The following is a 24,084-nucleotide window of genomic DNA, read 5'->3' as shown; positions in this document are numbered from 1 at the left end:
TCTTCTCCCTTGTCTGTGCTGGTGCTTATCGGCCGCATTGTCCTGCCCGCTCAATCACATGCCGCAGGCTGTCAAAGTCGATGTTGGCGCCCGAGTTGATGGCAACCAGCACCTGATCCTTGATCTCTTCGCGTGCGACGTAGGCTTTTAGCCCGGCAACCGCCAGTGCGCCAGAGGGTTCGGTGATGGATCGGGTGTCGTCGTAAATGTCGCGCACCGCGGCGCAGATGTCGTCGTTGCTGACCGTAATCACTTCATCCACGTAGTGGCGGCAGAGCGCAAAGTTGTGTTCCCCCACCTGCGCCACGGCGACGCCGTCAGCGAAGCGGCCGACCTTGGGTAGCACCACGCGACTGCCCGCCGCCAGCGCTGCTTGCAGGCAGTTGGACTCCTCCGATTCGACGCCGATGATGCAGATCTCGGGGCGCAGATACTTCACGTAGGCGGCGATACCGGCAATCAGACCGCCGCCGCCCACGGGTACAAAGATGGCGTCGAGCTGGCCGCCCTGCTGACGCAGCACTTCCATGCCGACGGTGCCCTGCCCGGCGATCACATCTGGGTCATCGAACGGCGGCACGAAGGTGTAGCCGTGCTCTTCGGCCAGTTGCAATGCACGGGTCAGTGCCTCGGGGAAGGCTTCGCCGTGCAGCAGCGCAGTGGCGCCCCGTGAGCGCACACCTTCTATCTTGAGTGCGGGCGTGGTGGTGGGCATGACAATCAGCGCCTTGATGCCAAGTTTCTGCGCCGCCAACGCCAGGCCCTGGGCGTGGTTGCCGGCGGAGGCAGTGATAACCCCCCGTGCTCTGGCCTCGGGACTTAAGCGCGCGACGCGGGTATAGGCACCGCGGATCTTGAAAGAGAACACGGGTTGCAGGTCTTCGCGCTTGAGCAATACCTGACTGCCCAGTTGGGCTGAAAGGCGCTGGGCGGGCTGTAACGGGGTTTCGATGGCGACGTCGTAAACCGGAGCCGACAGAATGCTGGCGACCTGCTGCTTGAGCCTGGCCTGCAGTAGGGAGGGACAATCAGCGGATGCAGACCGGGCATCAACCGGGTGTTCGGGTTGCCTGTCGTCGTCTGCGCTCTGTGCGCTATCGAGGGGGGATGCTGCGGTTGTCATACTGTCTCCTGACGCTTTTTTACCTCAAAGACAGTACAAAAAACCCGCCTCGGAGGCGGGTTTGGGTGCGCACGTAGCTAGCCCGCCGATATGGGAATGGCGGTAATAATCATTCGAGCTGTCAGTGCGCGTGTGCAGTTCATGTCATCGAATCTAGCGGCTGTGCTGGTAGCGGTCAACCTCTTATTCTTTCGGGGCGCTGGGATCAAGCAAGTCTTCGCTCCCGCGCTTACGCTGGTCTGCTGCGATCTGCTCGTCGAGATCGGCCTGAACGCGGGTATCCACTGTGCTGGTTATGTTTTCCTGCAGCGGCACTGTTGGTGCGGTGCTACTCGGTTTGGCGGGCGCGCCCCGTTCGCTGAGTTGCACGCGGTAGATGGGTTCAGGCATATCCATCTCGGCGGCTTCCAGGGCCAGTTTGACCAGGCGGATACCCTCACTCTTGACGCTGGCAAAGTCGTGACTGCGCTGGTCCACCCAGGCTTGATAGCGAATCTGTACGTTGGAGTCGCCCAGCGCGGTGATATAGGCGCGCGGCGGCGGAGTATCCATCACGCCCTCCAGTTCGATGAGGACCTCGACGCCAATCTGCTGGGCGCGCACCAGATCTTCGTTGACGCCGATACCAACATCAAAGGCAAAGCGGCGGCTGGGGTTGCGGGTGTAGTTGAGCATGACACTGCTGAACACCAGGGCGTTGGGGATGCGCAGGTGATTGCCGTCCAGCGTCATAAGAATGGTCGCCCGCGAGGTCAGCGCGACCACAATGCCTTCATTGCCATCAATGGTGACATGATCCTTTGGCGAAAAGGGTTGCCTCAAGCTCATGAGAATACCGGCCAGATAGTTCTCCATGGTGCTCTTGAAGGCGAAGCCGAGCGCCACCCCCATGACCCCTGCGGTGCCCAGTACCGCACCAACCAGTGCGGTGGCATTCATGACTTCCAGTGCGATCAGGATACCGATCAGGCTGATGACCCAACGTATGGTGGTGCGGGTCAGGTCACGCAGGAAAGGGTTGCGCTGGGCGACGCGGTCGAGCACCTGCCGGCGGGCTAGCCAGCTACCCAGGAGCCAGAACACCGCGACCACCACGAGCGCGAGTAGAAACAGCGGTAGCGCCGCCAGCAGGCTGTAACACTCTTCCAGCAGACGCTGCAGTACGGCGTCCATATTGAATGTCAGGGTATCTGGCATGCGCGCTTCCTCTGCGGTGCGGTGGTGTGGCGGGGATCAGTCATCCCGGGTTAGAACCTCCAGCAGTTCGATTTCAAACTGCAGATCGCTGTTGGCTTTGATGTGCTCACCTACTGATCGTTCCCCGTAGGCCAGGTGCGCGGGTACTGACAAGCGTCGCGTGCCGCCGACCCGCATGCCCATCAGGCCCTGATCCCACCCCTTGATCACCCGGCCGGTGCCGATCACACACTGGAAGGGCTTGCCGCGCTGGTGTGACGAGTCGAATACGCTGCCGTCCTCCAACCACCCGGTGTAGTGGGTGGTGATGAGTGCGCCTTTGACGCACTCCTTGCCTTCGCCAACACAGAGGTCGGTTATCGTCAGTTCGTTACTCATGGCCGTTTCCCGAATGCAGTCCTTAGTCAGTCGGCCGTTTTGGCAACGGCGCGCATAGGGAGTATAAACAGCTCTGGAGTCGATGTTGTGATTGATGCGATACAGGAGTCTTTGTGGATCACCGGAACGATAGATCGATAGCGCCGCTGCGTTGCAGCTGGTGTGGCGACGACCCTTTATATCAGCAGTACCACGATCACGAATGGGGTGTGCCCTGTCGAGATGCGCAGAAGCTGTTCGAGATGCTCCTGCTGGAGGGCTTTCAGGCCGGACTGTCGTGGATTACGGTGCTGCGCAAGCGCGCGCACTATCGGCTTATTTATCGCGGTTTTGATGCCGGGTTTATGGCGAACCAGACGGATACCGAGTTGCAGGAGCTGCTGCAGGATGCGGGCATCATTCGCAATCGGCTGAAAGTTTATGGCGCGCGGCGCAATGCCCAAGCCTGGTTGGTACTGAGTGAGCAGCACGACCCGGTTGAGTGGCTCTGGCAGTTTGTCGGCGGTACACCCCAGATCAACCATTTGGCCAGCCTGCGCGATGCGCCTACCAGTACGCCGGCGGCAGAGGCCATGAGCAAGGCACTGAAAAAGGCCGGGTTTACCTTCGTGGGGCCGACTATCTGTTATGCCTTCATGCAGGCCACCGGTATGGTGATGGATCACGTGACCGAGTGCTTTCGCTACAATGCTTTGCGCGGGGCAGACTAGCCTCGCTCGCTCTGTCGCCTTGGGCGACTTACAATATTGCTTTCATTTTTGCTTGGAGCGTTGCAGTGGAGCGGTTGAAAGGCACATTCATTATTGGATTTCTCAAGCTCTTTGCCCTGTTGCCATTTTCGGCTGCGCAGGGACTGGGGGCCTTTGTTGGCTGGCTGATGTGGATCTTGCCCAACCGTTCGCGGGATGTCACCCGGATCAACCTCAGCCACTGTATGCCAGAGCTGAGTGAGCCGGAGCTCAACGCGCTGGTGCGGCGGACGCTACTCGACACCGGGCGTAGCATGGCAGAAAGTGCCTGTGCCTGGATGTGGTCGCCGAGCAAAACCGTCGGTTTGATCAAAGAGGTGGAAGGTGAGCACCTGCTTGCTGAGGCCATCGCGGCAGGCAAGGGCGTGGTAGGTATTACCAGCCACCTGGGTAACTGGGAGGTACTCAACCACTGGTACTGCTCGCGGGCCAAACCAGTCATTTTCTATCGACCGCCAAAGCAGAAGGCCGTCGATGAGTTACTGCAGCGTCAGCGCACGCAACTGGGCAATAAGGTCGCGGCCTCGACCCGTGAAGGTATTATCAGCGTGATGCGTGAAGTGCGGCGCGGTGGCGCGGTGGGAATTCCTGCCGACCCGGAGCCAGCAGTCAAAAGTGGCGTTTTTGTGCCCTTCTTTGCCACCCAGGCATTGACCAGTAAATTTGTCCCAAACCTGTTGAAAGGTAACGATGCCAGGGCAATCTTCTTCCACTGCCTGCGCCTGCCGGACAACAGCGGCTTCAAGGTGATTCTCGAAGAAGCGCCCGCGGCACTCTATAGTGGTGATGAATATGAGGCGGTCGCCTGCATGAGCGCGGTTATTGAAGGTTATGTTCGGCGCTGGCCCAGTCAGTACATGTGGAGCATGAAACGGTTCAAGAAACGCCCGCCGGGCGAAAAAAGATGGTATTAAGTCATAGCTTGAGCTGAACGACGCGCAGACATACACGCAACCACACCGTAAAGGGCCAGGTTGGAAAAAACCGAACGCGATGTATCAGGGGGTCATGGATTGAGTAACCAGCGGCAGCACCCGCGCACGCCGATGCGGGCGCAGATTAAAATTTGGCACGACAGCTTCGGTGAACTGCTGGCGTATACCAAGGACCTGTCTGATGGGGGCGTCTTTGTTGAGCATGTGAATATGACGGCCTTGCAGCCGGGTGACGAGGTTACCGGTCAGGTGCAAGGTATGCCTTTCGAAGCCCCGGTGCTGCGTATGGTGGTGCAGCGCATCGTCGCTGGCGAAGGCGCTGGTATGCAGTTTCTCGACGAAGCCTGAGGCAGTCGGCGCCTAGCGGCGCCAGAACATGGGAGTGAGCAGCACCAGCAGGGTAAAGACTTCGAGCCGCCCGAGCAGCATGGCGAAGGTCAATATCCATTTTACCGACGCTTCCAGATTGCCGTAGTGCACCGCCACTTCACCGAGACCTGGGCCCAGGTTGTTGATACAGGCGGTCAGCGCGGAAAAGGCGGTGACGAAGTCCAGCCCAGTGCCGAGCAGCAGCAGAAACAGCATGGCAAAGGTGAAGACGTAGACTGCGCAAAACCCCCAAACTGCTTCTACTACCCGATCTGGCACAGGTTTGTTGCCCAGTTTTACCGGGAACACCCCGTGCGGATGCAGCAGCCGCTTGGTTTCGCGCGAGCCTTGCTTGTACAGCAGCAACACCCGAATAACCTTCATGCCGCCGCCGGTTGAGCCAGCGCAGGCGCCAATGAAACTCGCGTATAGCAGCAGGTAAGGCAGCAACGTCGGCCAGGTGGAGAAGTCGGTTACGCCAAAGCCGGTGGTGGTGGCGATGGAGACGGTTTCAAAGGCGGCGTAGCGAATTGAGGTCCAGACATCGTGGTGCTGAAAGTGAATCAGCACTGCGGTACAGACCACAAAGAGCCCAAACAAAATCAACACATAGGCCCTGCATTCCGGGTCCTGCCAGTAGTTCTTCAGCGAGCGAAAGCGCCAGGCCAGAAAGTGCAGAGCGAAGTTGATGCCGGAGATCAGCATGAACAGGATGCAGATACCCTCGATCAGCGGGCTGTTGTAGTAGCCGATACTGGCGTCATGGGTCGAGAAGCCGCCGATGGCGACCGTCGAGAAGCTGTGACCTATGGCGTTAAACAGGTCCATGCCCGCCGCCCAGTAAGCCAGCGCGCAGGCCAGGGTCAGACCTGCGTAGATGTACCAGAGTACCTTGGCGGTCTCGGCGATACGCGGCGTCAGCTTGTTTTCCTTCAAGGGGCCGGGCATTTCGGCACGGTATAGCTGCATACCGCCCACGCCAAGCATGGGCAGAATCGCCACCGCCAAGACGATGATCCCCATGCCGCCAAACCACTGCAGCTGCTGGCGGTAATACAGCAGAGCGCGGGGCAGTGTATCCAGCCCGGTAATTACGGTGGCGCCCGTGGTCGTCAGGCCGGAGAACGACTCGAACACAGCATCGGCCACGCTCAGATCGGGCATCTCCAGCAGCCACAATGGCACCGCACCGAACAACCCCAGTACCAGCCAGAACAGGACCGTAATCAGATAACCGTCGCGGGTTCTAAGCTCGTTGCGTCGGCCATGTACCGGATACCAGATCAGCGCGCCTGCGACCATGGTGATTGCGAAGCCGCTGAGAAAGGCGTTCATCGCCGGTTCGTTGTAATAGAGACCAACGCCCGCCGCCGGCAACATGCTGGTAGAAAACAGCATCAATAGAATGCCGATGATGCGTTGTATCTGGGGATACTGCATGCAGCTGCTTACCTCAGAAGAATGTCAGGCCGACCTGGAACAGGCGCTCGACATCACGGATGTGTTTTTTATCGATCACAAAGAGAATCACGTGATCGTCTGACTCGATGACCGTAGAGTCGTGGGCGATCAGTACTTCATCATCGCGTACGATGGCGCCGATGGTGGTGCCCGGTGGCAGATCAATCTGGCCGATGGCCTTGCCCACCACCTTGGATGAACGTGCGTCGCCATGGGCTACCGCTTCAATAGCTTCGGCTGCACCGCGGCGCAGGGAGTAGACATTGACGATGTCGCCACGGCGCACATGCGTCAGCAGCGTGCCAATGGTGGTTTGCGACGGGGAGATGGCAATGTCGATCTCCCCGCCCTGCACCAGGTCGACGTAGGCTGGATTGTTGATCAGCGTCATCACCTTGCGTGCCCCCAGGCGCTTGGCCAGCATCGAGGACATGATGTTGGCCTCGTCATCGTTGGTCACGGCGCAGAAAATATCGACTTCCTCGATGTTTTCTTCAATCAGTAGCTCACGGTCGGAGGCGCTACCGTGCAGCACTATGGCGCGATCAAGATTCTGTGACAGGTAGTCGGCGCGGGCTTTGCTGGCTTCGATGATTTTGACCTGATAACGATTTTCGATCGCCTCGGCGAGGCGTTCACCGATGTTGCCACCGCCGGCGATCACGACCCGCTTGTGGGTTTTCTCGACGCGGCGCAATTCGCTCATGACCGCGCGAATATCCCGCGTGGCGGCGATGAAAAACACCTCGTCATCGGCCTCGATGATGGTATCGCCCTTGGGGATAATGGGGCGGTCCTTGCGGAAGATGGCGGCAACCCGTGTATCCACGCCCGGCATATGTTGACGCAGGAAACGTAGCTCCTGACCAACCAGCGGGCCGCCATAGTAGGCGCGTACCGCGACCAGCTGCGCCTTGCCCTCTGCAAAGTCGAGCACCTGCAGTGCGCCGGGGGTTTCGATCAGACGTTTGACGTAATTGGTGACCACCTGTTCCGGGCTGATCAGCACGTCGATAGGCACGGCCTCATTGTGAAAGAGTCCGCCACGCGTGAGGTAAGCGGATTCGCGCACGCGGGCGATCTTGGTCGGTGTGCGGAACAGGGTATAGGCGACCTGACAGGCGATCATGTTGGTTTCGTCGCTACTGGTCACGGCAATCAGCATGTCGGCGTCGTCGGCGCCGGCCTGACGCAGAATAGTCGGGAAGGAGCCCTTGCCCTGCACCGTACGGATATCCAGGCGATCGCCTAGCTCGCGTAGCCTTACAGCATCGGTGTCGATGACGGTGATGTCGTTGGCTTCACTCGCCAGTTGCGCGGCAAGACTGCCACCGACCTGCCCCGCGCCGAGAATGATGATCTTCATTAAGCAGACTCCTGCCTGGTCGCCGCCGGGCTGGCGGACAGTTTGACCAGCTTGGCCAGATAAAAGCCGTCGTGCCCGTCAGCCTGCGGCAGCAACTGGCGGCCACAGGGTTGTGCAATGCCGTAGTCGGCGGCGATATCCAACGCCCTTGCTCCGGGCTGGCGTGCGAGAAAAGCTTCGATCACCTGGGTATTCTCCTCGGGTAGCACAGAACAGGTGGCATAAACCAGAATTCCGCCGACCGCCAATGTTTGCCACAGTTGGTCCAATATCTCGCCCTGCAGACTGGCCAGTGCGCTGATATCAGCCGCCTTGCGCGTCAACTTGATATCGGGATGGCGGCGAATCACGCCGGTCGCCGAGCAGGGCGCGTCCAGCAGGATACGCTGGAATGGCGTGCCATCCCACCAGTCTGCCAGGTCGCGTGCATCTGCTGCCTTCAGCGTAGCTGTTAACTGCAGGCGCTGGAGATTCTCCGCCACGCGCTTCAGGCGCTGAGGTTCCAGATCCAGAGCCAGCATTTCGCTCAGCGCTGGCTGCTGCTCCAGCATCTGGCAGGTCTTGCCACCGGGGGCGCAACAGGCGTCGAGTACTCGCTGACCCGGTTGCAGGTCCAGCAAGGGCGCAGCCAACTGAGCGGCCTCGTCTTGCACGCTGACCTGGCCTTGGGCAAAGCCTGGTAATTGCAGCACATCGCAGGCTTGCGCTAGCTGAATGCCCAGAGTGCTGAAGTTACAGGCCGTGGCGACAATGCCTGCGTTTTGCAAGGCAAGCAGGTAGTCGTCGCGGCTGACCTGCTGTTGATTGACGCGCAGGGTCATCGGCGGGTGCAGATTGTTGGCGTGGGTGATGGCGTCCAACTGCTCGGGCCAGGCACGCTGTAGGCGTTTGAACAGCCAGCCGGGATGCGAAACGCGCTCTGAGGGTGATTGGTCGACGGCCGCTAGTAGCGCTGCACTTTCACGCTGTACGCGGCGCAGAACGGCGTTGAGCATGCCTTTGGCCCAGGGCTTACCCATCTCGGCGGCGCACTCCACCGTGGCGGCAATGGCTGCATGAGCTGGCACACGCAGGTAAAGTAGTTGGTAGAGCCCCACCAGCAGCAGTGCCTGCAAGTCGAGGTCGGCTGCCTTCATGGGCTTATTCAGTAGATCGCGGGTCAGCGCATCCAGGCGTGTATACCAACGAGCGGTGCCAAAGGCCAGCTCCTGTACCAGTGCCTGATCACGCGCTGCCACCTCTTTTAGCTGGGTGGGCAAGCTACTGCCCAGTGACGCTTTGCCTGCCATTACCGCCGTGAGTGCACGGGCAGCCGCCAGACGTGGGCTCACAGACCGTTACTCAACAGCAAGCCGGGAGCAAACTGGTCGCGGCGGGCGTTGTACAGGTCACTGAAAGCGAGCGGTTTGCCGCCGGGCAATTGCAGACGGGTCAGCAGTAATGCCTGTTCGCCGCAGGCAACCAGCAGGCCTTCTTTGCTGCATTTCAGCACTTCACCGGGTTGGCCTTTGCCTTCAGCCGCTTGTGCTGCCCAGATCTTGAGTGGTTTCCCATCCAGGCCGGCATGCGCCAGAGGCCAGGGGTTAAAGGCGCGGATCAGGCAGTCCAGCTCAGTGGCACTGCGTTGCCAATCGATAGCAGCGGCTTGCTTGTTCAGTTTATGCGCGTAGGTAGCGAGCGCATCGTCCTGCACCTCTGCCATGAGGCTACCGGCAGCCAGTCCATCTATCGCTTGCAGTACCGCCGGTGGCCCCAGTTCGGCAAGCCGGTCGTGCAGACTGCCGCCGGTATCGGCGGGGCTGATGGGGGTGGTTACCTTGAGCAGCATGGGGCCGGTATCCAGGCCGGCCTCCATTTGCATGACGGTGACCCCCGACTGGCTATCGCCCGCTTCGATCGCGCGTTGAATGGGCGCGGCACCGCGCCAGCGTGGCAGCAGCGAGGCATGGCTGTTGATACAGCCCAAACGCGGAATATCCAGCACCGCCTGCGGCAGAATCAGCCCGTAGGCGACGACCACCATCAGGTCGGGCTTGAGCGCGGCCAGTTCCTGCTGGGCTTCGGCGCTACGCAGCTTTTCTGGCTGGTATACCGGTAGTGCGTGTTGTTGCGCCAGTTGCTTGACTGCGCTCATCGCCAGTTTGTGGCCGCGCCCCGCTGGCCGGTCCGGTTGGGTATACACGCCGACAATGTTCAGTCCGGCGTCAATCAGGGCTTGCAGGTGTGCTGCAGCGAATTCGGGCGTGCCGGCAAACAGGATGCGCAGTTCAGTCGACTTCATGAGGTTCCGTAAAGAAAAGGCTTGCCGAAGCAAGCCTTGATGATCAGGTCCGAATCAGGAGGTAGCCTGGGTCCGGTGAATTTTTTCCAGTTTTTTGCGAATCCGGTCACGCTTCAGGTTAGACAGGTAATCGACGAATAGCTTGCCGTTGAGGTGGTCGCATTCATGCTGAATGCAGACCGCCAGCAGGCCTTCATATACCTCGTCAAAGGTGTTGCCGTCGCGGTCCAGCGCCTTGACCCGCACGCGCTCGGGGCGGTTGATGCTTTCGTAGAAACCGGGGACCGACAAGCAGCCCTCCTGCATCTCTTCCAAATCCTCGGTCAGCGGCTCTAGCTCGGGGTTGATGAACACCCGTGGCTCGCTGTGATCCTCGGACAGATCAATCACCACGACGCGCTCATGCACATTGACCTGGGATGCGGCCAGGCCAATGCCGGGCGCGTCATACATGGTCTCGAACATGTCGTCGATCAGTTGCTTGATGCGCGCATCCACCGCGGTGACTGGCTTGGCGATGGTGCGCAGCCGTGGATCTGGAAATTCAAGTATGTTCAGTATGGCCATATCGGTTTGTGATGCTTTATGTGGAACAAATCTAATTTGTGCTGCTAAGATGATGAGCAGCTTGGAATAATGCAGGTCTAGCGTGTGGGAGCACGTGCCAGGCCTAAGTGCTGGCCTCTATAATAAAGGGATTCGCGTCATGAGGAAAACATTACTCGGCCTCCTGTTGCTCGCAGTGAGCGTTTGGGTACAGGCTCAAGAGCCTGTTTTTAAGGAAAATCATCCAGATACCTACACAGTGGTCAGGGGAGACACTCTATGGGATATCTCGGGACGTTTCCTCAACTTGCCATGGAAGTGGCCGGAAATCTGGCACGCTAACCCGCAAATCGATAACCCACACCTGATCTACCCCGGTGATCTTATTTCCCTGGTGTATATCGATGGTCAACCGCGCCTGATGGTTAACCGTGGTAACGGCGGCAAGATCAAGCTGTCGCCGCAGGCTCGCGTGCGTCCGATTGCCGAGGCCATTCCGACTATTCCGCTGGAAGCGATCAATTCCTTCCTGCGCGCTGGCCGTGTGATCAATGACCCTTCCGAGATTGAGCAGGCGCCCTATGTTATCGGTGGCGCGGCTGAAAGTGTGGTCGCTGGTGCGGGCAGCAAGGTGTATGCGCGTGGTGATTTTTCCACCAACGTTCCTGCCTACGAGATCTATCGTCGCGGCAAGGCCTACACCAACCCGGAAACCGGTGAATTGCTGGGTATCCACCTGCAGGAAGTGGGTAACGGTACTGTTGCGGCAGTCAACGATGATATCGCCACGCTGAATATCACCCGCAGCCGTCAGGAAGTATTGGTAGAAGATCGTCTGCTGGAATCGGAAGAGCGCTCTGTTGCCTCTACCTTCTTCCCCAGCGAGCCTAGTCAGGAAATCAATGGTCTGATCATGGACGTACCAAACGGCGTTACCCAGATTGGTCAGTATGATGTGGTACTGCTTGACAAGGGTTCGCGCGAAGGCTTGATTGAAGGCAACGTACTGGCCATCTACAAGACCGGCGAAATCGTCCGCGACCGGGTACGCAACGAGCGGGTGCAGTTGCCTGCCGAGCGTGCCGGCCTGCTGATGGTGTTCCGTGTGTACGACAAGATGAGCTATGGCATCGTGCTCAACGCGACTCGCCAGATGGCGGTTCTCGATCAGGTACGCAACCCCTGAGTTGAACGCTGTTCAAGGCCGCCGCAAGGCGGCCTTGTTGTTTCTGTAGATCAAGGATGATCCATGTTTCCCGACCTGTCCGATTCGCGGCAGGCCTGGTTGGCGCTGACACTGCTCGATGGTGTTGGTCCCCGCTTTATCCAGCGTCTGTTGCAAGAATTTACCTCTCCTTCTGCCTTTCTCAATGCTGAGCCCGCAACGCTGCGTGCGTTGGGTGTAGTACCGCGTGTGCTTAATAGTCTCGCTGCGTTACAGCGTGGCGAATCATCGCTGCTGGCCCGTTTGCAGTTGGCCCTGGAATGGCAGACCAGCGCTGGCCAGCAGATCATCTGTCTGGATGAGACAGACTACCCTGCCCTTTTGCGGCAGATCGCCGATCCGCCAGCGGTACTCTTTGTGCGGGGTAATGCCGGGCTATTGGGCGATCCACAGATAGCCATGGTCGGAACGCGGCACCCCAGCCCGCTTGGCGCGGAAACCGCTCGTGCTTTTGCCCGCAGCTTTACCCAGGCTGGCCTGAGTGTGACCAGTGGCATGGCGTTGGGCGTGGATGCAGCCTGTCATCAGGGCGCACTGGATGCTGGCGGGCAAACGCTGGCGGTGTGGGGCACCGGGCTGGACCGCTGCTATCCGGCGCGTCATCGTAAGTTAGCAGAGCAGATTGTGGCGCAAGGCGGCGTGCTGGTATCGGAGATGTGGCCTGATATCGGCCCACAGGCGGGGCAGTTTCCGCGGCGTAATCGCATCATCAGCGGGTTGTCATTAGGCACACTGGTGGTGGAGGCCAGCCTCAATAGCGGTTCATTGATTACGGCGCGACTGGCGTTGGAGCAGGACCGTGAGGTCTTTGCCATGCCGGGCTCAATTCATAACGTGCAGGCGCGGGGTTGTCACCGCCTGTTGCGTGAAGGCGCCAATTTGGTGGAGTGCGTGCAGGATGTGCTCGATGTGCTGCAGCTGCCATTACAGACCGCGCTGCAGCTCGAGAGCACTGCTCCGAGTGAGCCGGATAGCCCCCTGTGGCAATGGCTCGGTTATGATCCGGTCAGTATCGATTGGTTGGTGCAGCGCAGCGGCCTGGCGGTGCAGGAGGTGATGCCAGCGCTGCTGGAATGGGAGCTGGATGGGCTGATATTGAATACCGCTCAGGGTTTTTGCCGCGCGCGACCTTGAGCCTTTGGCCGCGAGCCGCTACTGTCGCAGGCATTGACCCGTTGAGGAACTTCCATGCTGGCACACTGGCGTACTACCCGTCTGAACTCGCTGCTACAGGCTGGCGGCGTGATTGCTTACCCCACTGAGGCAGTCTGGGGGCTGGGCTGCAACCCCTGGGTTGGTTCGGCGGTTGAACGGCTGCTGTTGATCAAACAGCGTCCGGTGGCCAAGGGACTGATACTGGTCGCTGGCCATATCGAGCAGTTCGACTTTCTACTCTGGGATCTACCCGACGCGCAGCTGGCCAAATTGCGGCTGTCCTGGCCAGGTCCCAATACCTGGCTGGTACCTCATCAGGGCCGCCTGCCGGCCTGGATTACCGGGCAGCATGACACCGTGGCGCTGCGCGTCAGCAGCCATCCGGTGATTCGCCAACTCTGTGCCGCCGTCGGACCGCTGGTCTCTACGTCAGCCAATCCGGCGGGCCACCCTCCGGCGCGTTCACGGTTGCGGGTTGAGCAGTATTTTCATAACGAGCTGGACGCTATCGTGCCTGGCGCGTTGGGTGCGCAGCGCAATCCCAGTATCATTCGTGATCTGCGTACTGAAAAAGTCATTCGGGCGTCCTGAGCAGGCGCGCCCGCAAGCCAGCAAGAGAGAATCTCTGTGAAACATGATCTTCCTACCCCCGCCGATGTGGCTGCGGTCAAAGACTATTTGATGAACCTGCAGGACCGAATCTGCAGCGCACTGGAGGCGGCCGATGGTCAGTCTCGTTTCGTTGAAGACAGCTGGCAGCGGCCGGGTGGTGGGGGTGGTCGGTCGCGTATTATCGAAGACGGCGGCCTGCTGGAAAAAGGCGGGGTGGGCTTTTCCCACGTATTTGGCGACGGTATGCCGCCCTCCGCGACGGCGCACCGCCCCGAGCTGGCTGGCCGTCATTTTCAGGCCATGGGCGTGTCTCTGGTGATGCATCCGGAAAATCCCTTTGTACCCACCTCGCATGCCAACGTGCGTTTTTTCATTGCCGAGAAAGAGGGTGCCGATCCGGTCTGGTGGTTTGGCGGCGGTTTTGACCTCACGCCCTACTACGCCAATGACGCCGACTGCGTGCACTGGCATCGGGTCGCGCGCGACGCTTGTGCGCCCTTTGGTGATGACGTCTACCCGCGTTATAAAAAATGGTGTGATGAGTACTTTTATCTCAAGCATCGCAATGAAGCACGGGGTATTGGCGGCTTGTTCTTTGATGACCTGAACGAGTGGGGCTTTGAGCGCTGCTTTGCGTTTCAGCGTGCGATTGGTGATGCCTACCTGGAGGCTTACCTGCCGATTATCGAGCGCCGCCGTGCAGCCGCCTTCAACGCACAGCAGAAGGCGTTTCAGGAGTATCGCCGTGGTCGCTATGTCGAATTCAATCTGGTCTACGACCGCGGTACCCTGTTTGGTCTGCAGACCGGCGGACGCACCGAGTCCATCCTGATGTCGCTACCGCCAAAAGTGCGCTGGGGCTACAACTGGCAGCCTGAGGCCGATAGCCCCGAAGCCCTGCTGGCCGAGCAATACCTGACGCCACGCGATTGGCTGGCGCAGGCCGACTGATGGGAGCCGAGACGATGGATAATTATGCCGTTGTAGGTAATCCGATTGAGCACAGCAAGTCGCCGCTGATTCACGCCATGTTTGCCGAGCAGACCGGGCAGCAGCTCGAATACGGCACCTTGCTGGCGCCGCTGGATAGCTTTGAGTCGAGCGTACGTGAATTCTTGCGTAGCGGACGCGGCGTCAATGTCACCGTACCTTTCAAGGAGCAGGCCTGGGCGCTGGTCGATGAGCACTCGGCTGCCGCTGAACGGGCGGGCGCGGTGAATACCATAGTGCGCCGCGCTGATGGCAGCCTGCTGGGCGATAACACCGACGGCAAGGGACTGGTGCGTGATATTCAAGTTAACGCGGGCTTGTCACTGCGGGGCCTGAGTGTGCTGCTGGTAGGCGCCGGCGGCGCAGCACGCGGCGTGATTCAGCCCTTGCTGGCGGCGGAGCCAGCGCATCTGTGCGTGATCAACCGCACAGTGAGCAAGGCGGAAGAGCTGGCAGCCCTGTTTGTTGATCAGGGCCCTATTGCGGCAGCCGGTTTGCAGTGGCTGGTCGAGCCGGTTGATCTGATCATCAATGCGACCTCAGCCAGTCTCGCCGGGGACGTGCCGCCGATCCCGGAGAGTCTGATCAAACCGGGTCACACCTGGTGTTATGACATGATGTACAGCAGCGATGAAACCGCGTTCAACCGGTGGGCGCGTGAGCAGGGTGCGGCGCGCTGCATCGACGGCCTGGGCATGCTGGTCGAGCAAGCGGCTGAGGCCTTTTACCTTTGGCGCGGCGTGCGTCCTGATACCGCGCCGGTGCTGGCCAAGCTACGCACCAGTTGAGCTAGCTTGCCTGCCCGGCGCTCACGCGCGCCAAGGCAGGGCTGGCGCCTGCAAGGGTTCACCCTGGTAGCCGGTGACGCGCCCGAAGCGCGCATCACCAGCGTTCCAGTCGCGCCATGCGTCGGCAATCTCTGCCTTGCTGTAACCGACAAAATTCCAGAACATCAGAATCTCATCGGTAAAGGGCTCGCCGCCCAGCAGAATGGCGCGGCAGCCGGGCGCCAGGTGCACCTTCAGTGATTGGTGCCCGCAGCCCATATAGGCCAACTGGTTTTCGCTGAACACCTCGGTGCCGATGCTCAACTCCCCTTCCAGCAGCAAAATACCGTGCTCGAATCGCGGGTCAAGATCGAGCTCAAGCGCAGCGCCCTGAGTGGATTCGAGGTCAATCGCCAGTAGCGGCGAATGCACCTGCACCGGAGAACGATGGCCGGCGTAGTAGCCCACCAGCAGACTGTGTTCCACGCCTTGCGCCGTCCAGCGCGGTAAATCCGGATAATGAGTAAAGTCGGGGTCGCAGTTGCCATGCGTCTTTGGCAGGGCAATCCATAGCTGCGCAGCGTGCAGGCCGCTGGCGCTTGGCAGGGAGTCCTCGGTGTGGCTGATACCGCGTCCTGCGGTCATCAGGTTGACCTCGCCGGGGCGCAGCACCTGCTCATTGCCCAGACTGTCCCTATGCATCACCTCGCCCTCAATCATCCAGGTGAAGGTCTGCAGACAGGTGTGCGGGTGCGCTCCCACATGCATGCCTTCGCCCGGTGCAAAGCGCGCCGGACCGGCATGATCGAGAAAGCACCAGGCGCCTATCATGCGCCGCTGCCGAGTCGGCAGTACGCGATTGACGGTTAGTGTGCCGCCAATCTCGGCGCTGCGCGCATTGATACGCTGCACACTGGCTACCTCATTCAGGCAGTCGCTGGACGAGGACAGCTGGCTCCGGGTTTCCTGATTGCTCATGGGCAGGTTCCTCACGGCGTAATGTATTGCAGTAGGGTTATTGCCGCACCGACTGGCGACCGGTGTCCTGTTCAGCCTGACTCAAGCGGCGCCCTCTTGGGGCGCAGCAATGCGGTACACCATGCTATAGAGCAACGGCAGTATCAGTAGCGTAAGCAGGGTGGCAAAGCCAAGGCCAAACATGATGACCACCGCCATGCTCTGGAAGAAGGCATCGGTCAGCAGTGGCGCCATGCCGAGTATGGTGGTCAGCGCCGCCATTGCGACCGGCCGTACCCGGCTAATGGACGCATCGACCAGGGCCGAGTAGCGGTCCTTGCCGCTATCGATCTGCTGGCCTATCTCATCGACCAATACGATACCGTTCTTCACCAGCATGCCACTCAGGCTGAGAAAGCCCAGTAGCGCCATGAAGCCGAAGGGGATACCGGTCAGCAGAAAACCCAGGGTGACGCCGATGACAGCCAGTGGCACTGTGGCCCAGATGATGCCAGCACGCTTGATCGAGTCAAACAGCAGTGCCGTGATCAGAAACATCGCCAGATAACCCAATGGCAGATTGCTGAATACGGCTTTCTGGGCATCCCGCGAGTTTTCGTATTCGCCGCCCCATTCCAGGCTGTAGCCGCGCGGCAGTTCTATTGCTTCGATCTGCGGCCTCAGGCGGCTGAACAGTTCAGTCGCGGTTGCCTGGCTGATGATGCTCGGGTCGGCCTGCACGGTAAGGGTACGCTTGCGGTTCTCGCGTATGATCATCGGATCTTCCCACAGGGTTACGAAGCCGCTGACCACTTGCTCGACCGGGATATAGGTACTGCGTGCGCCGCTCCAGACCTGCAGGTCGTTCAGTGTGCTGGCATCCAGTCGCTCGTCATCCGGGGTGCGGGCCACAATCGGCAGCATGCGGGTGCCGTCGCGGTAGAGACCGACGTTCAGACCGCTGAAGTTCATTTTCAGCAGCGCATCGAGATCGCGCTTATCGACCCCCAGTTCACGGGCCTGAGCCTCTACGAACTGCGGGCGCACCAGCTTTGTCCGCTCGCGCCAGTCATGCATCACCGCGTCGGACACCGGGTCCGCGCGCATGATGGCGATAGTCTCGGCGCCGAGCCGGCGCAGAACCTGCGGATCCGGCCCGGTAAAGCGTGCTTCGATCTTGCTGTCGCTGCCCGGTCCGAGCATCAACTGCTTGAGTTTTACCCGGGCGGTCGGATGCTGGCGTTTGAAATAGCTGTCCAGCTCGGCAATCAAGGGCGTTATCTGCTCGCGCTCCTCGGTTCGCACCAGTAGCTGCGCGTAGTTGGCGTGGATACGTTGCGGGAAGTAGGTGAGGATAAAGCGCAGCGCACCCTGGCCGATGGTCGAGGTCACCGACGTCACGCCCGGCTGCGCCAATACATACTGGTCGACTTCGGCAGTTACCTGCTCGGTGTAGCGGATATCGCTGCCCTTGGGCAGCCAGATATCGATGAAGAACATGGGCGTATTGGAGGGTGGAAAGAAGCTCTGACGTACCAGGCTAAAGCCATAAACCGAGGCGCCCAGCATCACCACGAGCATCACCAGGGTGACGACTCGATGGCGTAGCGCACTGCCCAGTAGGCGACGATAGACGGTAAATATCAGTCCCTTGTACGGATCCTGTTGGTTGTCCGTAGCGTCCGCCTGGCTTGGTTGGTCGCGGAAAAACAGGCTGGCAAAGAAGGGCGTCAGGGTGATGGCGGTGACCCAGCTGAGCAGTAACGAGATCAGCAATACCTGAAACAGCGACAGACAGTATTCGCCGGTAGCGTCATCCGACAGGCCGATGGGCGCAAAGGCAATAATGGCGATTGCGGTTGCACCCAGCAGCGGCAGTTGGGTTTGCTGGACGATGTCACGGGCCGATTGCAGTGTGCTCCGCCCGCGCTGGCGCCCGACCAGAACCCCCTCGACAATAACAATGGCGTTATCAACCAGCATTCCTAGTGCGATAACCAGTGCGCCCAGGGAAATGCGCTGCAACTCGATGTCCAGCAGGCGCATGAAAATGAAGGTGCCGAGTACCGTGAGCGCCAGTATCAGGCCGATCAGCAGTCCGCTGCGCAGTCCCATGAACAGCAGCAGCACGGCAATCACGATGGCGACAGACATGATGAAGTTGAAGACAAAGCCGCTGACCGACGCCTCAACCTCATGCGCCTGGTTGTAGAACATCTCAACCTGCATACCCGCAGGACGGTCTGCGTCCAGTTGCGCCAGTCTTGCGGTGACCGCATTACCAACATCCACTACGTTTACGTGATTGGCAAAGGATACGCCCAAGCCCAGGGCGGGCCGACCTTGAGCGCGATACAGATTGGTTGGCTCTTCGGCAAAGCCGCGGCTGACGGTCGCCATGTCGCCGAGGTAGACCCGGCGCGAGCTACCCGGCTCGCTGATGATCAGGCGCTCCAGTTCGTTAACATCCTGAAACTCGCCGGTGGGGTGCAGGCGAATGGATTCGCTACCTACCAGTATCTTGCCCGCATCCGAGACCACATTCTGGTTGCTCAGCAGTTGTTGCAAGCGCTGCGGTGCAATGCCCAGGGCCGTCATCCGCGCGCGAGATATCTCTACATACACCTGCTCCTGTGGCACTCCAGCCAGGCTGACCTTACCCACGCCATCCACCAACACCAGCTCACGGCGCAGGTGCTCGGCAAAATCACGCAGCTCGCTATAGTCGTAGCCTTCCCCGCTGACCATGAGGAAGATGCCGTACACGTCGGCAAAGTCGTCTTTGATCTGCGGCTCCCCGACGCCGGGCGGCAGACTGGGTTGCAGATCGTTGATGCGACGACGCAATTCGTCCCAGATCTGTGGCAGCTGGTCTGCGCCGTAGCTGCTTTGCACCTCAACGGTGATCTGCGACAACCCGGCGCTGCTGATGGAGGTGACCTTATCGATATAGGGGAGCTGCTGAATGGCGTTTTCCAGCGGGTAGGTGAGCTCTTCTTCTACTTGCTCCGGCGAAGCGCCTGGATAGGGCGTGACGACCATAGCCATTTTCAGGGTAAAGGCCGGATCCTCCAGTCGACCCAGCTCGACAAAGGCAATAGCGCCGCCAACGCCCATGATCAGGGCTACCAGCCAACTGGTAACCTTGTGCTTGATGAAGTAACCAGCGATATCCATTACAGACCCCGCTCACGCACCCAGGGCCGGACGCGTTGGCCCGCCTGCAGTTCGGCGCCTCCGGCGGCGACCACCCGCTCTCCTGCTTCAAGCCCTGAGGTGACTTCAATACCATCGTGGGTCAATTGGCCAACTTCCACCTTGCGGGCAACCACCTGCAAGCCCTCGTCAGTCTCTTCGGTCACCCAGACTTGCTGCTGACTGCTATCGCGGGTATCCGGGCTGAACACGGCTTCTACCGGCACTATAATCGGGATATTGCCGTTACGACTGAGCAAAGCAAAATCGATGATCACAGTGGCACTCATGCCGGGCAGCAGTACTATGCCTTCGGGCATCGGCATGCTCAGGGTGACATCGTAGGTCAGGGTCTTTGGATCTGGTTGGCTGGCGTGCTCCTTGTAGACAGCCTGCACCAGTTCGCCATTGAGATTGTCCAGACGCACACGCGGGTGTATGTCCGCCGGAATCAGATCGCGGCGCAGGCTCGACAACAACCCCTCCGGGACCTGAAAGACAACGTCCATGCTCTCGCGGGCATACAAGGTGGCGATGGGCTGATTCGGTTGCACCACCTGATATTGCTCTACGTGGGTGCGAGCTATGATGCCGGGGAAAGGTGCTGTTAGCCGGGTATAGGCCAGTTCCTGTTTGGCCAGGTTCAGCGCCGCCTCGGCAGAGTTGAACTGCGCTTTGCGCTGGTCGTATTCGGCGCGCGAGACCATCTGCTTTTCAAGCAGCTGCTGCATGCGCGCGAACTGGCTTTGCGTCAGGTCATAACTGGCCTGACGGTCGCTGACCTTGAGCTGGTAATCGGTATCGTCGAGCAAGGCAATTAACTCGCCTTTCTTTACCTGCTGACCTTCCAGCACTTTCAGCGCCTGCAGTTCGCCTCCAAGTCGGAAGGACAGCTCGGCCTGTTCCGGCGCCTGCAGCCTTGCCGGGAACTCACGCACGCGTTGGCTACTGGGGTCTGCGACGGTAAACAGCTTGACTGGACGCGCTTGCGTTGCCGCAGGTGGTTGTTCGTCTGCGCAGCCACTGAGCAGGGCGAGGCAGACGGTGACCAAGACAGAAATACGGCAAAGTTGATTGGCGCGATGCATAGGTAATCCGTGTTCTTATGACGGGAAATATCAGCACAGATTATAGGTAAATACCGGATAAATGGCAGGAAAACGAAGCAATATCGTCGGTATTTCATGTGGCTAGAGACCTGTGGCGTTTTGCCGCTTGCGCGTGATCAGCAAACAATCTATATTTTTATATATTATATTTTCGTTAATAATAGCCCAGAGGTACTTTGCCATGGTCTTTCGTCAATTATTCGATGCCGCGTCATCAACCTACACCTACCTGCTGGGTGACACTACCAGCGGAGAAGCGCTATTGATCGATCCGGTGTTTGAGCAGACCCAGCGTGATCTGTCACTGATCCGTGAGCTGGGCCTGCACCTTAAGTTGGTCGTCGACACCCACGCCCACGCCGACCACATCACCGCAGCCTGGCTGCTCAAGCAGAAAACCGGTTGTCTGATTGCCTCTGCGGCCGTTATCAACGCAGAGCACCTCGATCTGCCGTTATCCCATGGTCAGACGTTTGGCGTTGCCGGTGTGAGCCTGGAGGCGCGGGCTACTCCCGGTCATACCGACGGTTGTATGAGCTATGTGCTGGCCGACCATTCGATGGTATTTACCGGTGATGCGCTATTGATTCGGGGCTGTGGCCGTAGTGACTTTCAGCAGGGCAATGCGGCCACTCTTTTTCATTCGATCACCGAGCAACTGTTCAGTCTGCCGGATGACTGCCAGGTTTACCCGGCGCACGACTACAACGGCCGCACGCAAAGCAGCATTGGCGAAGAGCGCAGCTACAACGCCAGAGTAGGTGGTAGCGCCAATGAAGCAGATTTTGTCGGCTACATGCAGGCCATGAGCTTGCCGCATCCAAAGAAGATCGACGAGGCAGTGCCAGCCAATCTGCGCAGCGGTTGCCCGGCAGATGGTCAGGTGCCGCCCGAACCGAACTGGGCCGAGGACCTGCGCGTCACCTATGCCGGTGTGCCAGAGATCGGCTCTGAGTGGCTGCTGTTGCATGCGGATCGGGTAACACTGCTGGATGTGCGGCAGGCCGGAGAGGTGATTCCCGGTGAGCTGCCGGAGGTGCTCGGCACGGCGCTGCAAATCCCGCTGGATCAGCTGCGCCAGCGCGTCACAGAAGTGCCGACCGACCTTCCGGTGGTTACCCTCTGTCGCTCCGGCCGGCGCTCGGCGTTGGCAACGTCGATCCTGCGGGAACAGGGCCTGGAGCAGGTTGCCAGCCTGCGCGGAGGCTTGCTGCCGTTGGCGCATGGCTGATCGCTGCGGTGCATGAATTGCTTGCCCGCACTATAATAGTGCGGGTCGATCGCATGATGCTTTGCCTGCCAACGTGGTCGGGTGCAGTAGAGTCAGGCCAACGGCATGCTATCAGGGCAGGTGAAATTTTTTTGTCATTTCCTGAACAAATGGCCAGCTTTTTGCTGCAAGCTTGTATCCGCCGTTCTCAACGCAAGTGTGGCGGTCGCCGATAACTAGATCCCAGGAGAAGTACCCATGAGTTTGAAACGCACTCTCGCACTGGCAGCCGCACTGGTGCTGCCCATGCAGGTAACGGCAGCGGAAGATCCATTAAAAGTGGGTTTTGTCTACGTTGGTCCCATTGGTGACCACGGCTGGAGCTACCAGCACGATCAGGGCCGCAAGGAGCTCGAAGCCCACTTCGGCGACAAGGTACAGACCACCTACGTTGAGAACGTCAACGAAGGCGCTGATGCCGAGCGTACCATCCGTCGCTTGGCGCAGGCCGGTAATGACGTCATTTTCACCACGTCTTTCGGTTTCATGAACGCGACTGCGCGCGTTGCCGCAGACTACCCTGATAAAACCTTTATGCACGCTACGGGCTATAAGCAGGCCGACAACCTGGGCACTTACCTGTCAGTTACCTATGAAGGCCGTTACGTCACCGGCACCGCCGCTGGTATGGTGACCAAGAGCAACACCATCGGTTACATCGCCTCCTTCCCGATTCCGGAAGTGATCCGCGACATCAACGCCACATTCATGGGCGCGCGTGCGGTCAACCCGGATGTAGAAATGAAAGTGGTATGGGTCAACACCTGGTTCGACCCGGCCAAGGAAGCTGATGCCGCCAACACGCTGATCGACCAGGGCGTGGACGTGATCGTGCAGCATACCGATAGCCCAGCTCCTCTTTTGGCTGCTCAGAAACGCGGCGTATGGGGTGTAGGTCAAGCATCGGACATGAGCCACTTTGCTCCTGAAGCGCACCTGCTGTCAGTGGTTAACGACTGGGGCCCTTACTACATCAAGAGCGTGCAGGACGTAATGGACGGCACCTGGGAGTCCGCTGACTATTGGGGCGGCATCCACGATGGCGTGATCAAGATTGAATCCATCAGTGACAAGCTGACCGCTGAACAACGCACCAAGGTTGATGCCATGATCGCGTCTATCGGTAGCGGTGAGTTCCACCCCTTCACTGGTCCGATCAAGGATCAGAGCGGTACCGTTCGCGTTGCTGATGGTGTGGAGATGACACATGAGGAGTTGGCGGGTATGGATTGGTACGTTGAGGGTATGACGGCCACTATTCCGCAGTAATCTTGATGTGCTCTTGCTAACAGCGCGCTCATCACGTGGCTGTCAGTGGGATTCGCAGGTAGTGAAAAACCCGGACTTTGGTTCGGGTTTTTTTATGGGCTACATACTGGATGGTGATCGTTCCCATGCTCCGGCGTGGGAACGCAGCCGCGGACGCTCCACGACCCTACCCGCAACCTGCACGGCCAGAACCAGATTGTTCCCATGTTACAGCGTCGGAACGCACACTTGGTGGGTTGATCTGATCAGCCTTTCGCCCTGATGGCGAGTCAGGGGAAATGCTTGGCCATTTCCCCCGACACCCCCTAGGCCACCCCAACTGCGCGGCCCTTTGGGTTCGCTGCGTTGCTCGGTCTGGCGGGGCCCTGCGGAACTCGTCGCTGCGCTCCTTAGACAGTCCTCGGGCTTATTCCCGCCAGCCCTGCGCTACTCGCCCGTGCAGATGGGGAATTAGGGTCCGTGCATTCTGGTGGATTTTTCTGGTGCTGCTTGCATAGCGTTGCTTGTGCAGTGATCGTTCCCACGCTCCGGCGTGGGAACGCAGCCCTCGATGCCCCGTGTCCATTGCGGCCATTTGCACCACAAGAGTCTGATCGCGCCCACAGCTCTGCGAGGAAATGCATGCTTCGGTGAATTGTTTTGGTCAGCCTTTCCCCCTGCTCGCCGTCAGGGCGAAAAGCTGATCAGAACAACCTGCCAAGGCCGGGTTAAAGAGCAGCCCAGTCCGTCACTGCGTAACTAACACCACAGAAACCAAAATCCTCTGCTCAATTGCCGCACACGTTCCCAGGCTGGAGCGTGGGAACGATCATTCAGTGAGCCTATGGCTAGGGCGAGGGTGAGCAACACCACGAAAAGATCGACCAGAATGCACGGACCCTAATTCCCCATCTGCACGGGCGAGTAGCACAGGACTGGCGGGATAAGGTGCTCGCGGTGTTTGAGGTGCGTAGCGCCGAGTTTGCGAGTGCCCCCGCCAGACCGAGCAACGCAGCGAACCCGCAGGGCCGGGCAGTTGGGGTGGCCTAGGGGGTGTCGGGGGAAATGGCCAGGCATTTCCCCTGACTCGCCATCAGGGCGAAAGGCTGATCACATCAACCTACCGAGAAGTTAAGGATGTGCGCGCTATC

Annotated in this window: 20 protein-coding genes and 1 pseudogene; 10 read left to right on the top strand and 11 right to left on the bottom strand. The window is 59.4% G+C overall.

The window, feature by feature from the left end; translation table 11 throughout:
- Positions 1-43: 43 nt before the first annotated feature.
- The 3 genes and pseudogenes from ilvA to H4J77_RS14270 form a co-directional block, all read right to left on the bottom strand.
- Positions 44-1,015: pseudogene (gene ilvA / locus H4J77_RS14280) on the bottom strand (threonine ammonia-lyase, biosynthetic); the annotation flags it as partial.
- Positions 1,016-1,306: 291 nt separating this feature from the next.
- Positions 1,307-2,320, bottom strand: a complete 1,014-nt coding sequence (locus tag H4J77_RS14275; protein ID WP_123888021.1) for a mechanosensitive ion channel family protein — start codon at positions 2,318-2,320, stop codon at positions 1,307-1,309.
- Positions 2,321-2,356: 36 nt separating this feature from the next.
- Positions 2,357-2,698 (bottom strand): FKBP-type peptidyl-prolyl cis-trans isomerase, encoded by a 342-nt coding sequence (locus H4J77_RS14270; protein WP_182249077.1) that lies wholly within the window; start codon positions 2,696-2,698, stop codon positions 2,357-2,359.
- 113 nt (positions 2,699-2,811) lie between these two features.
- Here H4J77_RS14270 and H4J77_RS14265 point away from each other — a divergent pair, with 113 nt between their 5' ends.
- The 3 genes from H4J77_RS14265 to H4J77_RS14255 all read left to right on the top strand — a co-directional run bounded on the left by H4J77_RS14265 (position 2,812) and on the right by H4J77_RS14255 (position 4,730).
- Positions 2,812-3,408 carry a DNA-3-methyladenine glycosylase I gene (locus H4J77_RS14265; protein WP_310734982.1) on the top strand — a complete coding sequence of 199 codons (597 nt, stop codon included), beginning with the start codon at positions 2,812-2,814 and terminating at the stop codon, positions 3,406-3,408.
- Between the two features lie 65 nt (positions 3,409-3,473).
- A complete protein-coding gene (locus H4J77_RS14260; protein WP_182249075.1) occupies positions 3,474-4,361 on the top strand; it encodes a lysophospholipid acyltransferase in 888 nt (295 codons plus the stop codon).
- A gap of 99 nt (positions 4,362-4,460) precedes the next feature.
- On the top strand, positions 4,461-4,730 hold the full coding sequence (locus H4J77_RS14255) for a PilZ domain-containing protein (protein WP_123888018.1): 270 nt from the start codon (positions 4,461-4,463) through the stop codon (positions 4,728-4,730).
- 12 nt (positions 4,731-4,742) lie between these two features.
- Here the strand turns inward: H4J77_RS14255 and H4J77_RS14250 are convergent, their stop codons facing one another.
- From H4J77_RS14250 to def, 5 genes are all read right to left on the bottom strand, one after another.
- Positions 4,743-6,191 carry a TrkH family potassium uptake protein gene (locus H4J77_RS14250; protein WP_182249073.1) on the bottom strand — a complete coding sequence of 483 codons (1,449 nt, stop codon included), beginning with the start codon at positions 6,189-6,191 and terminating at the stop codon, positions 4,743-4,745.
- A 13-nt stretch (positions 6,192-6,204) separates the two neighbouring features.
- Positions 6,205-7,578: a Trk system potassium transporter TrkA gene (gene trkA, locus H4J77_RS14245; RefSeq protein WP_123888016.1), complete on the bottom strand. Its 1,374-nt coding sequence runs from the start codon at positions 7,576-7,578 to the stop codon at positions 6,205-6,207.
- Positions 7,578-8,909 carry a 16S rRNA (cytosine(967)-C(5))-methyltransferase RsmB gene (gene rsmB / locus H4J77_RS14240; protein ID WP_182249071.1) on the bottom strand — a complete coding sequence of 444 codons (1,332 nt, stop codon included), beginning with the start codon at positions 8,907-8,909 and terminating at the stop codon, positions 7,578-7,580. The genes trkA and rsmB overlap by 1 nt, the downstream gene beginning before the upstream one ends.
- A complete protein-coding gene (gene fmt / locus H4J77_RS14235; RefSeq protein ID WP_177412293.1) occupies positions 8,906-9,844 on the bottom strand; it encodes a methionyl-tRNA formyltransferase in 939 nt (312 codons plus the stop codon). The genes rsmB and fmt overlap by 4 nt, the downstream gene beginning before the upstream one ends.
- Before the next feature lie 69 nt (positions 9,845-9,913).
- Complete coding sequence (def, locus tag H4J77_RS14230; protein WP_182249069.1) at positions 9,914-10,426, bottom strand: peptide deformylase; 513 nt, start codon at positions 10,424-10,426, stop codon at positions 9,914-9,916.
- 139 nt (positions 10,427-10,565) lie between these two features.
- Between def and H4J77_RS14225 the strand changes: the two genes are divergently transcribed.
- The 5 genes from H4J77_RS14225 to aroE all read left to right on the top strand — a co-directional run bounded on the left by H4J77_RS14225 (position 10,566) and on the right by aroE (position 15,175).
- Complete coding sequence (locus tag H4J77_RS14225) at positions 10,566-11,591, top strand: LysM peptidoglycan-binding domain-containing protein (RefSeq protein WP_182249067.1); 1,026 nt, start codon at positions 10,566-10,568, stop codon at positions 11,589-11,591.
- A gap of 63 nt (positions 11,592-11,654) precedes the next feature.
- Positions 11,655-12,764, top strand: a complete 1,110-nt coding sequence (gene dprA / locus H4J77_RS14220) for a DNA-processing protein DprA (RefSeq protein WP_182249065.1) — start codon at positions 11,655-11,657, stop codon at positions 12,762-12,764.
- Between the two features lie 54 nt (positions 12,765-12,818).
- A complete protein-coding gene (locus tag H4J77_RS14215; protein WP_123888010.1) occupies positions 12,819-13,376 on the top strand; it encodes an L-threonylcarbamoyladenylate synthase in 558 nt (185 codons plus the stop codon).
- 66 nt (positions 13,377-13,442) lie between these two features.
- Positions 13,443-14,348, top strand: a complete 906-nt coding sequence (hemF, locus tag H4J77_RS14210; protein ID WP_310734983.1) for an oxygen-dependent coproporphyrinogen oxidase — start codon at positions 13,443-13,445, stop codon at positions 14,346-14,348.
- Between the two features lie 14 nt (positions 14,349-14,362).
- Positions 14,363-15,175, top strand: a complete 813-nt coding sequence (gene aroE / locus H4J77_RS14205) for a shikimate dehydrogenase (RefSeq protein ID WP_182249063.1) — start codon at positions 14,363-14,365, stop codon at positions 15,173-15,175.
- 21 nt (positions 15,176-15,196) lie between these two features.
- On the opposite strand, the gene H4J77_RS14200 is transcribed toward aroE, so the two are convergent.
- From H4J77_RS14200 to H4J77_RS14190, 3 genes are all read right to left on the bottom strand, one after another.
- Positions 15,197-16,132 (bottom strand): pirin family protein, encoded by a 936-nt coding sequence (locus H4J77_RS14200; RefSeq protein WP_182249061.1) that lies wholly within the window; start codon positions 16,130-16,132, stop codon positions 15,197-15,199.
- An 81-nt stretch (positions 16,133-16,213) separates the two neighbouring features.
- The gene (locus H4J77_RS14195; RefSeq protein ID WP_182249059.1) at positions 16,214-19,288 is read right to left on the bottom strand and encodes an efflux RND transporter permease subunit; all 3,075 of its coding nucleotides are present in this window, start codon (positions 19,286-19,288) and stop codon (positions 16,214-16,216) included.
- Complete coding sequence (locus tag H4J77_RS14190; protein WP_123888006.1) at positions 19,288-20,394, bottom strand: efflux RND transporter periplasmic adaptor subunit; 1,107 nt, start codon at positions 20,392-20,394, stop codon at positions 19,288-19,290. Before H4J77_RS14190 ends, H4J77_RS14195 begins: the two co-directional genes overlap by 1 nt.
- A 202-nt stretch (positions 20,395-20,596) precedes the next feature.
- On the opposite strand from H4J77_RS14190, the gene H4J77_RS14185 reads away from it, so the two are divergent.
- Both H4J77_RS14185 and H4J77_RS14180 read left to right on the top strand, forming a co-directional pair.
- The gene (locus H4J77_RS14185) at positions 20,597-21,646 is read left to right on the top strand and encodes an MBL fold metallo-hydrolase (protein WP_182249057.1); all 1,050 of its coding nucleotides are present in this window, start codon (positions 20,597-20,599) and stop codon (positions 21,644-21,646) included.
- 237 nt (positions 21,647-21,883) lie between these two features.
- Complete coding sequence (locus tag H4J77_RS14180; RefSeq protein WP_182249055.1) at positions 21,884-22,954, top strand: BMP family ABC transporter substrate-binding protein; 1,071 nt, start codon at positions 21,884-21,886, stop codon at positions 22,952-22,954.
- The last annotated feature ends 1,130 nt before the right edge of the window (positions 22,955-24,084 follow it).

Source organism: Pseudomonas sp. 5Ae-yellow (genome assembly GCF_014077575.1).
Taxonomy (GTDB): Bacteria; Pseudomonadota; Gammaproteobacteria; order Pseudomonadales; family Pseudomonadaceae; genus Halopseudomonas; species Halopseudomonas neustonica.
Note: the sequence above shows the minus strand (reverse complement) of the source record. Positions and strands in the feature narration are given on the sequence as shown.